The 12,193-nt window shown below is 39.8% G+C and carries 14 protein-coding genes; all 14 read right to left on the reverse strand.

Features of this window, described 5'->3' with window-relative positions; all coding sequences use genetic code 11:
* Nucleotides 1–6 precede the first annotated feature (6 nt).
* The 14 genes from GWD08_RS06105 to GWD08_RS06165 all read right to left on the reverse strand — a co-directional run bounded on the left by GWD08_RS06105 (nucleotide 7) and on the right by GWD08_RS06165 (nucleotide 11,996).
* On the reverse strand, nucleotides 7–699 hold the full coding sequence (locus GWD08_RS06105) for a methionine ABC transporter permease (RefSeq protein WP_159564785.1): 693 nt from the start codon (nucleotides 697–699) through the stop codon (nucleotides 7–9).
* Nucleotides 700–1,767 carry a methionine ABC transporter ATP-binding protein gene (locus tag GWD08_RS06110; RefSeq protein WP_159561316.1) on the reverse strand — a complete coding sequence of 356 codons (1,068 nt, stop codon included), beginning with the start codon at nucleotides 1,765–1,767 and terminating at the stop codon, nucleotides 700–702.
* A gap of 189 nt (nucleotides 1,768–1,956) precedes the next feature.
* A complete protein-coding gene (locus GWD08_RS06115; RefSeq protein WP_159545647.1) occupies nucleotides 1,957–2,802 on the reverse strand; it encodes a MetQ/NlpA family ABC transporter substrate-binding protein in 846 nt (281 codons plus the stop codon).
* Nucleotides 2,803–3,163: 361 nt separating this feature from the next.
* On the reverse strand, nucleotides 3,164–3,997 hold the full coding sequence (locus GWD08_RS06120; protein WP_159564787.1) for an amino acid ABC transporter substrate-binding protein: 834 nt from the start codon (nucleotides 3,995–3,997) through the stop codon (nucleotides 3,164–3,166).
* 80 nt (nucleotides 3,998–4,077) lie between these two features.
* On the reverse strand, nucleotides 4,078–4,764 hold the full coding sequence (locus tag GWD08_RS06125) for a gamma-glutamyl-gamma-aminobutyrate hydrolase family protein (RefSeq protein ID WP_159564789.1): 687 nt from the start codon (nucleotides 4,762–4,764) through the stop codon (nucleotides 4,078–4,080).
* 246 nt (nucleotides 4,765–5,010) lie between these two features.
* Nucleotides 5,011–5,727 (reverse strand): YebC/PmpR family DNA-binding transcriptional regulator, encoded by a 717-nt coding sequence (locus GWD08_RS06130; protein ID WP_159564791.1) that lies wholly within the window; start codon nucleotides 5,725–5,727, stop codon nucleotides 5,011–5,013.
* Nucleotides 5,728–5,968: 241 nt separating this feature from the next.
* Complete coding sequence (locus GWD08_RS06135) at nucleotides 5,969–7,060, reverse strand: nucleotidyltransferase (protein ID WP_159564793.1); 1,092 nt, start codon at nucleotides 7,058–7,060, stop codon at nucleotides 5,969–5,971.
* A gap of 352 nt (nucleotides 7,061–7,412) precedes the next feature.
* Nucleotides 7,413–8,147 carry a class I SAM-dependent DNA methyltransferase gene (locus GWD08_RS06140; protein ID WP_159564799.1) on the reverse strand — a complete coding sequence of 245 codons (735 nt, stop codon included), beginning with the start codon at nucleotides 8,145–8,147 and terminating at the stop codon, nucleotides 7,413–7,415.
* Nucleotides 8,148–8,358: 211 nt separating this feature from the next.
* A complete protein-coding gene (gene rsfS / locus GWD08_RS08670; protein ID WP_159550075.1) occupies nucleotides 8,359–8,715 on the reverse strand; it encodes a ribosome silencing factor in 357 nt (118 codons plus the stop codon).
* Nucleotides 8,716–9,315: a bis(5'-nucleosyl)-tetraphosphatase (symmetrical) YqeK gene (gene yqeK / locus GWD08_RS08675; RefSeq protein ID WP_208858410.1), complete on the reverse strand. Its 600-nt coding sequence runs from the start codon at nucleotides 9,313–9,315 to the stop codon at nucleotides 8,716–8,718. It abuts the gene before it with no gap.
* On the reverse strand, nucleotides 9,312–9,944 hold the full coding sequence (locus GWD08_RS06150) for a nicotinate-nucleotide adenylyltransferase (RefSeq protein ID WP_159545657.1): 633 nt from the start codon (nucleotides 9,942–9,944) through the stop codon (nucleotides 9,312–9,314). The genes yqeK and GWD08_RS06150 overlap by 4 nt, the downstream gene beginning before the upstream one ends.
* Nucleotides 9,945–9,990: 46 nt before the next feature.
* Nucleotides 9,991–10,299, reverse strand: coding sequence for a ribosome assembly RNA-binding protein YhbY (yhbY, locus tag GWD08_RS06155; RefSeq protein WP_159550069.1), 309 nt, complete (start codon nucleotides 10,297–10,299; stop codon nucleotides 9,991–9,993).
* Between the two features lie 51 nt (nucleotides 10,300–10,350).
* The gene (gene yqeH / locus GWD08_RS06160) at nucleotides 10,351–11,469 is read right to left on the reverse strand and encodes a ribosome biogenesis GTPase YqeH (RefSeq protein ID WP_159564795.1); all 1,119 of its coding nucleotides are present in this window, start codon (nucleotides 11,467–11,469) and stop codon (nucleotides 10,351–10,353) included.
* Entirely contained in the window at nucleotides 11,469–11,996 is a 528-nt protein-coding gene (locus GWD08_RS06165) for a YqeG family HAD IIIA-type phosphatase (RefSeq protein ID WP_159545664.1), read from the reverse strand. Before GWD08_RS06165 ends, yqeH begins: the two co-directional genes overlap by 1 nt.
* Nucleotides 11,997–12,193 lie beyond the last annotated feature (197 nt).

Raw genomic sequence — 12,193 nt, forward strand, 5'->3', positions numbered from 1 at the left:
GACTAATTAGCGATGGCTTAGGGCTTTGCTAATGCGATCACCCGCCCATTGAATCATAAAAATGAAGCAAAGGATTAAGAGCGTAGCCACCCAGGTCACATCATTGTTAAACCGGTTGTAGCCATAAGAAATGGCAACATTGCCCAAACCGCCGGCACCAATCGCGCCAGCCATTGCTGTTTCACCCACTAAAGAAATCAAAGTAACGGTTGAGACGCGCACAAGGTCTGGCAGGCCTTCTGTCAAGTAGACCAGCACAATATCCCAAAAAGTTGCCCCTGAGGCCTGGGCTGCTTCTATCACGCCCTTATCTAATTCTGAAAAAACCACTTGTACTTGACGGGCAAAAAAAGGAAAAGTTGCTACAGTCAATGGGACAAGGGCAGCTCTAGTCCCCAAAATCGTTCCCATAATCAGATAGGTAAAACTGGCTAAAACAGCCACTAAGATAATAAAGGGAATCGCTCTAAAAATTGAGGTCACCTTGTCTAAAATCCAGCATACAACAAGATTTTCCTTGACACCACCTGGTCCGAGTAAGACCAGCAACAAGCCTAAAATTAAGCCTAAAGCCCCACCAAAAATAAAGGGAACAAAAGTCATAAAAACTGTATTCCAAATGGCCATACCCCAGCCGGCATCTCCTGACCAGCCTAACTGCACAACATTTGGCAAGAATTCCTGTAAACGTATAAACATCTAGACACCTTCTTTCAATAGTTCAATGCTGACACCGGCGTCCCTTAGAGCTTGCTGCGCAGCTATTAAATCTTGAGGTTGCCCCTCAAGCAGAGTGATCAACTCCCCAACGGGCGTTCCATCTAAAATTTGAATATTCCCAAAAAGGACATTGGAAGAAACCCGATGCTGACGGTAAATTTGGTTCAAAATCGGCTCATCAGTGATACTACCAGTATAGTTTAGTTGGAGCAAGAGAGCGTTTTTTGACATGTTTTGCACGACTTCTTGCTGATAAATCTTCTCTAAAGCTTCATCTGTCCCTGTAGCTGTATGAATAAAATCTTTGGTTAAGGGCTCTTTTGGCTTAGAAAAAATGTCAAGAACCCGACCTTCTTCAATGACTTGACCAGCTTGCATAACAGCCACCTTGGTGCAAATATCTTTGACAATTTGCATTTCATGCGTGATCAAAACAATTGTTAAACCCAATCGCTGATTCAAAGATTTCAGTAGATGCAAAATCTGCTTTGTGGTTTGCGGATCCAAGGCCGAAGTTGATTCATCTGAAATCAAAATCTTAGGGTCATTGGCTAGGGCTCGGGCAATGGCTACGCGCTGCTTTTGGCCGCCAGATAGCTGCGCTGGATAATTATCCGCTCGATCGGCCAAGCCTACCAACTCCAGCAATTCCGTTACTCTTGCCGCTTTTTTTGCCTTGGAAAGGCCACTGTGCTTGAGAGCAAAAGCAATATTTTCGCGGGCTGTTTTTTGTGCCATTAAATTAAAATGTTGAAAAATCATTCCAATTTGGCGACGCTTATCTCGCAAAGCCCGATCAGATAAAGTAAGCCGACCCTGATTGCAAATCGTCTCCCCATCAACCACGACACGCCCTTGATTAGGAATCTGTAAGGCATTGATAACCCTGACCAGCGTGGATTTCCCCGCTCCAGAGTAGCCCACAATACCATAAATCTCACCCTGATGAATGGTTAGATTAACATCTTGAACAGCGTTTATCTCCTGTTTCCCCTGATAAAAGGTTATTCCAATATTTTCTAAGCTAATCATAGCCTGATTATCCATACATTTCTCTCTTTCTCATAAAAAACCTACCTAGCATTGACAAAGCCGCAAGATTCCCTTTGCCTTAAAAGAGCACCAGCTAGCACGTCATGCTACATCACCAGCCAACTCTATCGGTTAAAAAGCAGCTAAGAGCTCAGCAATGAAAAAGGTGACAGCAGGAACTTTCCAGCTACACCTTTTAGCAACTTACCAGACAGCAATATCAATATTATTTGATGTTTGATCAATGACTTTTTTAACATCGTCACTATGGTAAGCCTTTATCAATTTCTTAATTGCGGTAGCTTTTGCAGACTTTTGCCAATCTTTTTGCCCAGCAATAATATTTATCCATTGTTTCGTATTTTTGTCAACAGATTCTTTATAAAGAGAAGAATCATAGTCGATCTTGGCTGGAACAGCATAGGAATTATTAACAATAGCAGCATCAGCTGACGTCAGGGCACGCGCCGTCTGACTGGCATCCAATTCTTTAATGTCAAGATGCTTACGGTTTTCTTTAATATTAGAAATGGTTGCCAAGGATTGACCTGAGACGTTGAGCTTAATGAGCCCGGCAGCTTGTAAGAGGTAAAGGGCACGGCTTTCATTAGTGGCATCGTTAGGGATGGCAATTTGCGCACCCTTAGGTAGCTCAGCAATAGTCTTGTACTTAGCTTTACCTTTGGCATTGGTCCCAGAGAACAAGTGAACCGGACTGATATAGGTATCTGCAATCGCCACCAAATCTTTCTTGTTTTCTTTGTTCCAGTTGGTCAAAAAATTATAATGCTGAAAAGCATTGACATCAACTTCTCCATTGGCAACAGCTTTGTTGGGCTGGGAATAATCTGTAAACTCTTTAAACTTTAGAGTAATATTATCCTTGGCTAAAGTTTTAGCAACCTGATCCCAGCGTGCTTGGTCCGATGACGTTTTAGTCATCACTCCTATTGTCAGGGTATTGTTGTCAGTCTTATGCGAACCACAGGCAACCAGAACAGATGCGGTCAAACTAAGGACCAGGATGCCAAAAATATGTTTTACTTTCATAGGTCTTGCTCCTTTTTAAAGTCAGTGAATATATCTATTCTAGCGAAAGCTAGCCTAAAATTCAAATTGTTAAAAATGAGCTTTATCTATAGTTAATAACTATAGATAAAATGTAAAAACCCAGTCCAAGAGGAAAATTTCAGACTGGTTTGAACTGAATTAAGACAGTCATGGTCATTAAAACGTAGACAAACCCCTAATAGAGTGTCATCATTTAGCTTAAGGCTAAGTGAGCTGTTAAATTGTTAAACTCTTAAAAACGTTAATATATCAATGTTTCTAAGAGTTTTTTAACTGCAGCACAACAAAAAAAGATTGAAGAAAATGGTCCAAAATGACCTCTTTCTTCAATCTGAAGACATTAATTGTCTGTTGGTAGAACCAGTTCCTTTTTGCTTGGAACATAGTTACCACCAAGATTCTCTTTGGCGAGTTTTGTTAACGTGCCGTCTTTTTGCAATGCTTTCAACCGTTTATTCACAAATTGTTGCAAGTCTTTTTGGTCCTGACCAAAAATAAAGTAAATTTTAGGTTGTTCTTTTGATTGTAAGGGGATCGTTTTTAGATTATCTAGCCCTTGATTCTTAATAACAGCATTGACGGTAGGAGCATCAAAAATCTTAAAATCAGCCTTACCATCATTAAGATTTGTCAACATTTGCGTAATGTTTTCACTCGTGTATTTTAAAACGACTGGATGATCACTATGTTTTTTATTGTAGTTATCCAACTGTTTAGCTGTTGTCGTTCCTTGCACGACTTGTGTTTTATGGCCAGCAATATCATCATAAGTTTGAATATCACTATTTTTAGGGACAGTTAAGACTGTCGGTGTTGTTCCTACCGGATATGAAAAGAGATATTTTTGAGCCCGTTCTGTTGAGTAGGAAATGTTATTACCACCCATTTGGTATTTCCCTGAATCAATTCCTGTAAAGACAGATGACCACTCCGTCTTTTTAAAGGTTACCTTATATTTATCAGAACCTTTAAAAACAGCTTTTGCGACTTCAATATCATAACCAGTGAGCTTACCATCTTTAACATATGAAAAGGGTGCCGTTGTTCCTACAGTTGCAAAGGTTACCTTTTTAGGGCCGCTTTTACTGTCCTGTGATTTTGCTCCGCATGCAGTCAAAAGACCTACAGAAGCTAGGGCAAGGCCGGTGACGGTCATCATTTTTCTCATTTTCATTTCTCTCTCCTTTATGAGCTTAGTACGCGATGTAACTACTTACATCGTAACAACACAACAATTTGCCACTTTCAAGTGTCTTAAAATTGATTCACAAAATAGTCAAAAAGCACTCGGTGCTCTTTTTGTTCAAACATCAGTTCGGGATGCCACTGAATTCCAAGTAGCTTTTGATGACTTTGCCCCTCAAAAGCTTCAATAGTGCCATCATGAGGGTCAATAGCCGAGCGAACTAAGGTAGGTGCTAATTGTTTAATTCCCTGCCGGTGTAAGGAATTAATCCGCTTTGAATTTGCAAGAAGCTGTCCCAGCAAACTGTCTTTCTCAAAAACAACTTCATGGACATCGCTTAGATTCGTTTCATCCCAGTGGCCTTCAATTGATTGATAAAGACTACCTCCTAAGGCAACATTGACTAATTGCATGCCGCGGCAAATGGCTAAAATAGGCTTATCTTGCCGGAGGGCTTCTTGGATTAAAGCTAACTCAAAGGCATCGCGATTAGGCGCATAATCATCACTTTGAATGGTTTTTTCCTCTCCATAGTAGGAAGGATCAACATTTTGTCCCCCCGATAGGATGAGCTTGTCAATTGTTGCGATATAATCTTTGGCCGTTTCTGGTTTGCTGATTGGCAAAATCATGGCCAAGCCACCTACAGTTTCTACTGCCTGTGACAGGTGCCTGGCTACCGTGTCATAAGGTAAATTGCCATTTTCGGCAAGTTTTCTCATATTAGCACTTATGCCAATAATTAAACGTCCCAATAGTTATCCCTCCCTATCTTTTTACTTAACTTCTATTTTAGCGAAGTCCTGAGATTTTGCCTAATACCATTTACCTATCAAGGGCTTAAGAAATAACTATCACTCCTTATACTAGTAATAAATTCACTCCTCTAGACAAGATCAGGACTGAACCAAACGTAACTGAAAAAGTGCAAGCTCAAGTTAAAATGAGAAAAACTGAAGTGAGCAAGCAGCACAACTTCAGCTTTGTTTTGTGTCGTAGCTTTAGAAGTCAGCTACATTATGGTAAACTTTTTGGACATCATCGTCTGACTCCAAGGCTTCAATTAATTTTTCAAACGTTTCAAGGTCTTGGCCTTCAAGGCTTACCTCTGATTGAGGAATCATTTCAAGTTCAGTAACTTGGAATTCCTCCACGCCATTGTCACGCAATGCTTGGATTGCTTTATGAAGGTCAGTTGGGGCAGTGTAGACCGTAATTGTCCCTTCTTCTGCTTCTACATCATCAACTTCAACATCTGCCTCAAGTAATTGTTCAAATATTGCGTCGGCATCATCACCAGCAAAAACAATAACTCCTTTTTTATCGAACATGTAAGAAACCGAGCCAGAAGCACCCATGTTCCCGCCGTTTTTACCATAGGCTGTACGAACATTTGCAGCTGTGCGATTAACATTAGAAGTCAACGTATCCACAATAATCATTGAACCATTTGGACCAAAGCCTTCATAGCGACCTTCCACAAAGGTTTCATCTGTATTTCCCTTTGCTTTATCAATGGCCTTATCAATAACATGTTTAGGAACTTGCGCTTGTTTTGCACGATCAATGACAAATTTAAGGGCTGTATTCAGTTCTGGGTCAGGATCCCCTTGCTTAGCAGCAACATAAATTTCAACGCCAAATTTTGCATAGACTTTGGAAGTAGCACCATCTTTGGCTGTCTTTTTCGCAACAATATTCGCCCACTTACGTCCCATTGGATTCTCCTCTTTGCTTAAAGTTTTTAGTTATCGTTCAAATAGCAAAGCTTAATCAAGCTTTAGCTCTATTATTATAGCACTTTTAGATAGGGAGGTAAAATAGAATTTGTCACGCTTGCCTACAACAAATCCCTACACACCGACTGAGTTTATAAAGGGCAGTCTCTCTTTTTTAGAAATTTGGTAGACATTATCCTCCTAAATCTCTATAGGCGAAGATAGCGACAAGAACGTACTGCTATTCCTTTTGTACAGGTATTCGTCCCCATGTCTGTTCAGCTAAGCGTCCATTGCCCAACTGATAAACCGCATCTGCTCTTTGAGTCAGCGGATCCCAGGGCTTCGCACCAATGCGAGTCCGCAAGTCTACTGTTTTTTTCCTTGTTTTGAGATATTCTTGACCTGCTGGCGAAAAGCCCAAAACATGAATGGCAGAAGGCAACTGGGCCTCTCTTACATTGACTAAAATATAAGCTAGGAGTCGCCGAATGCGTGCCTTCGTGTAGCGCTTGGTCGCCACGGCTTCTACCAACTCCTCGACACTTTCAACTCGCGAAATCTGTTGCCTAAGGCGGTTGGCCAATTCTTGATTAACTTGATAAACCTGGGTCAAGTCTGGATGTGTCATTATTTGATATTTCAAAAGGGCAAAGTAATCCTGCCAAGTAACCTGGGGACTTTCTTGAAAGAGCTGAGCAGAGGGCATAAATTCTGCCACAAAAGCATGATCATCTCGGTGCAGACGAAGGCTGGTGGCCGAGGCATAAGCAACTGCTTTTTCTTTGGAATGATAGCTAGCGCCCTGCCGTTGAATCGGATGTAAGCGGATGCCATATTCACTAGCAGCCTTAGCATAGGCCAAGCCTAAAATATGATTAGGCGTGGCACCTGAGAAATGAAGCCCGGCAAATTGCTGCCACATGGACTGAGCCTTCTGAGGATAAGAGAGGTGTTCAGGCTGCTTATCAAGGAACTGCTGCATGTGATGTTTTTGTTTAAGGTAATCAGCACCAATCTGATTGTAATCAATGATTTCTTCTGTTCCAAAAGCCAACTGTTCTACACCCAGTTGATGTAAGATTGCCATTGCCCCTTCAGCAAAATAATCGGCAGATTGAACTGCCACTAGAAAAGGCAATTCAACGACTAAATCAGCACCACTGGCTAAAGCCATTTGGGTCCTAGTCCACTTATCCACTATAGCTGGCTCACCTCGTTGAACAAAATTACCCGACATCGCCACAATCTTGAGACTATCAACCTGATCTAATAAATATTTGTGGCCATTATGAAAGGGATTAAATTCTGCAATAATTCCTGTAACGGTCATTATATCTCCAAATTTTCGTATACTATTAAGTAAGGCTTGCACATATTACCAAAATTGAGGGACATTTAAGGGGAGAATAGCCTCTGTTATAGCTACCACTAAGTATCTTTATTATTTGCGAATGCTTAGTCGTGACTGTATTGTCTACAAATCAAAACATACTCACAAAAGATTCCGCTAAGTTTCCCAGGTCATAGATTTCACTAACTACTTCTTTTTTCAAGATAGCTAGCAATAGTAACCTAATTTGGGTAGTGGATGGCTTATAACTTTTGATAAGAGGGCAGCAAGTTACCTTTTCAAATGTGGTTTTTACGGACTCACTACAATTGCTATTTGCCCCGATTGACACTTACTTCTTTGCTACAAAGAACCAACGTCTTGAGCTTGCCCTTGGCGCATGATCTTCAAAATCTGCATAAACCTTAACATCCGCAAAACCTGCTTGCTCAAGCAAAATATCATAGGTCAATATCTCATAAGTGCGCTCTTCATGGATCTCATCATGACGCGAGAACGTCCCGTCTGCCTCTTTCATAAAAAAGGTCAGCTCATGGACAACAGAGTGGGGAGCATCATCTGGGTAGCTATCCCACACCATTGCAAAATCCTCTGCATTTTCATGATAGGAGTATTCGGGAAAGATCGTATCCATTTGATAAGTGGAATGGACATCAAAAATGAAAGTTCCCCCAGCATTCAGAGCATTGAAGACCTCAGTAAAAACTTCACCTACCTCAACTTCATCTCGCATATAGCAAATGGAATCCGAGTAGCAGGTAACTAGATCATAGTGACCTACTTGAGTCAAGTCAAGCATATTTCCTTCAATAAAAGAAATATTTTCATGAGCCTCTAAAGCACGCCTTTTAGCAATTGCCAACATCTCCGCACTTAAGTCAAGTCCTGTTACCTCAAAACCTGCCTTAGCAAAGTGAATTGATTGAATCCCCGTCCCACAAGCCAGTTCAAGTAGCTTTTTTTTATTCTTGGGAAAATGGCGGAGCGAAAAATCCGTCCACTTGCCGTATAGGGTGTCATCCATAATAGCATCATAAACCGATGCAAAGGTTTCATAAGTTGCCATTTCATCATTTTCAAGTGTCCATTTGGCTACTTTCATAGGCATTACCAGACTTAAAACCAAATGAAACACTATCCTTTCTAGGATATGAGAGGTATTTTCATTAAACGTAATCATTTTAGCTCGACCAAAAAGCCCTAACTGCTTTCATTAGCACGTTGAAAAGAAGGCTGAGACAGAGTTGACTTGACTACCCTATTTCAACCTCATCCACTTAGGCTTTCAAATAATCTTCTAAAGCAATAATCGGTGCTTCATGCCATAATTTTTCAATATTGTAATGCAAACGCTGTTCTTGCGAAAAGATATGTACCACAACGTCATTTAAATCAAGTAGAACCCAACCGGCCTTACTATCACCTTCAATATGGCTAGCATCTAATCCAGCAGCCTTAACTTTTTCACGGATATTATCGGCAATAGCTTCCAATTGACGACTGTTGCTTGAACTCATGATAACAAAATAATCCGTCAAGCTACTTATCTGTTCTAAGTCTAAAGCAACAAGGTCTTCAGCCCGTTTTTCATCTGCTGCTTGCACAACAAGTTTAAGTAATTCTTCTTTTTTCATTTATGATTCGTTTTCCTTTAAATAGTGACAGTAGGCATTATAGGTTTCAAGCGTTTGAGGATAAATCGCAGCAGCTTTGGAAGCAAGATACATGATGGTATGGGCCGTTTCAAAAGCGACAGCCTTGTCCAAATCTGTTTGTGCAATTGTCCTTGCTTGGCTCACTACTGGAAAGTCTCTTCCTTTTTCAATATAATCAGCCACGTACAAGACTTTATCCAGTAATGTCATATCTGGAGCTCCGACTGTATGAATCTCAATAGCTCGCAAAATTTCAGGATCCCTGAGATTAAAGTCCTTAATAATCTTATAAATCCCCACCTTGCCATGCCAAATATTATTATTCCAATGGCGTAGGTACTTATCAAGGTGATGTGTTTCAATCAAATCCAAAAATTCTTGGTCAGAGCATTCTTTAGCATAATCATGTAATAAGGCAGCTAGGCTGGCTTTTGTCTCATCACAGCCATAACGCTGAGCCAATTCAAGCGCTGCTTCTTCCACTCTAAGGATATGATTAAATCGTTCTTCACTCATCTGCGAAGCAATTTTTTTTAATAATCTATCTCTAGAAATCTCTAAATAAGGTTGAAACGTCATTGATATAAACCTTCTTTTTCAATATAGTCCAGAACCTTTGATGGTAACAAATAATGAGGCTTTCGCCCTTTCTTAATAAAATCACGTATCATGCTTGATGAAATATCTAGAGATGGAACATCCACCCAAATAATCGGATAAGAAGTTCCTGCCTTGTATCTAGGACGTTGTACACCCACAAATTGAACCATATCAATGAGTTCATCAATCCGATACCATTTGGGCAAATATTCCACCATATCACCACCAATGATAAAATAATAATCAACATCTGGATGTTCTTTAATAAGAAGGGAAAGCGTATCATAAGTATAACTTATCCCCTTACGATCCAATTCCTTTTTCTCAATACCTAAACCAGGTACATCTGCAATGGCAAGCTCCAACATGCGCAATCGATATTCTTCTTCAATTGTTTCTTTTTTATCAACATGCGGCGGCAGGTATTCCGGCATTAACAAAACCTCATCCAAACCTAATTGTTGTCTGACTTGATCAGCCACAACCAGGTGAGCATTATGAACAGGATTGAAATTGCCACCTAAAATGCCTACCTGTTTTCGATTATTATCTGTTTTTTCAGTTTCTAATTCCACCTTGGTGAAAGGTGTTACCAGTTCTAAAGCCATAGTTTCTCCAACACTAACAATTCATTATCTACAAAGCTAGTTAGACTTATATTGCCTTTACTTTTGCCGATAACTTTCGATTTTCTTTTTTTGCTGATACCTTGTATAAAATCACGATTCGACCAATTTTTAACACCGTGTCACAACCAATTTCATCCTCTAATATTTCTGCAACCTCATGAATATCTTCGTCCGTGTTTTGTAACAAGGTCACCTTGATTAACTCTCTAGCATCCAAGGCCTGGCGAATACTTGTTTTAATCTGATTATTTAAGCCATTCTTACCAATTTGTATAATTGGCTTAAGCCCATGAGCTTCTGATTTCAAAAAAGCGCGTTGTTTACTTGTTAACATCGTTTTCCCTTCTCATTCCTCTATTAGGACCACTTGATTGTAACTATATGTTTAGATAATTGCTTTACGAGCCAAGACTGCTACGCCTTCAGGCACCCAGCCAGCTACCCTTACCCGATTGTCAGCGCTAGCATTAACCCGAATCCAACCAAGTCCCGAAAAGACAATATCCGTCCGCTCAGATAAGCTAAATTCTTTTTTGACTAGACTAGGAAAATCCTTAAGGTCCTTCTTCTCAGGGGGAGCTAATAACTGTCCCACATGCTTTTTGTAAAAATCGCTAGCGCCACCCAATTTTGTGCGATGGACAGGCAAATTATTATCAAAATAAGCTGTAAAGCCTTGCCGTGTTCCGCTAGTAAAATCAAAACGTGCTAAACCACCTAAAAATAAGGTTTGCTCAGGATTTAATTGATAGGTTTTGGGTTTAATTTCTTTTTTCGGGCTAATATACTTCAAATCTTTAGGCGGCAGATAATGCGCCATCTGATGACGATGAATAATACCTGGTGTATCAAAAATGAAATGACCATCATCAAGTGGAATCTCAATTTTATCAAGTGTTGTACCTGGAAAACGTGAGGTCGTAAGGATATTTTTGTTCCCCGTTATTTCTTGAATAATCGCATTGATTAAAGTTGATTTTCCTACATTGGTCACACCAACCACATAGACATCTCGGCCTTTTCGGTAGGCATTAATCTTTTCAATAAGCTCTTTAATCGCATAGCTATGTTGGGCACTGGTTAGTAAAACATCAACTGGACGCAAGCCCTCTTCCTGTGCTCGTTCGGTTAGCCAGTGCACAATTTTTCGCTCCTTGACAGATTTTGGCAAAATATCGCATTTATTACCGACTAAAAGAACATCATTCCCTGACACAAAACGATTTAGTCCAGGAATCACTGACCCGTTAAAATCAAAAATATCTACAACATTAACTACTAAAGCATCACTATTTCCTACTTCATGCAATAATTGTAAAAATTCATCATCTGAAATATGAACATCAGAAATATCATTATAGTTTCTTAAACGAAAACAACGTTGACAATATAAATTTCCTGACTCTATACCCTGTTCAACCGCACTTTGCGGCGTATAGCCTATTTTTTCTTTATCAGTTGTTTGGATTTGCGCCCCACAACCTATACAAATCAGCTCTTCCATTAAATCCCTTTTTGATATATTAGTTTTCCATATTTAGCTTCAAGTTTCCTTAAAACACGCTTTTCTCTAAAACGATTAATTTTGGTTTTCCAAGCATCAGATGATACAAGTGGTTTCACCAAGACGGACTGAATCCCTGCCCGATGGCTGGCTCTAATATCGGTCATTAACTGATCACCAACCAGAATAACTTCTGAACGGTTAAAACCATAGCGCTCAATTGCTGTATTAATGCCAAAAGAAAAAGGTTTCATCGCACGGCTGACAAAATCAACCCCAAATTTAGAAACCGCTCGAGCCACTCTTGCCTCCGTATTATTAGATACAACCACTACTGAAATATCTGCAATAGTCATTTCATCCAGCCATGCACGCACTTCTGGGGTGCCATCTGGATTATCCCAAGCAATCAATGTATTATCTAAATCAACTAAAACAGCTGTAATTCCTTTTCTTAATAAATCATCTGCTCTTAAATCATAAACTGCCTCAACCGTGAAGGTCGGCCTATAATCATCTATGCTCATTACATCTCCAAAATTAACATTATTATGCTAATTATACCATATTCAACTGTAAAAGTAATGCAAATCATAGTAGAATCATTCCCGTAGTTAATATTGTTGTCCAATTTGTTATAGTCCAAAGGGAGATAATAATGACTTTCCTTGTCTTAACAATTGGTCAACAATATTCACTGATGCCCTTTCTTCCAATTAAATGC

Source organism: Streptococcus halichoeri, from assembly GCF_009870755.1.
In the GTDB taxonomy this organism is placed as follows: Bacteria; Bacillota; Bacilli; order Lactobacillales; family Streptococcaceae; genus Streptococcus; species Streptococcus halichoeri.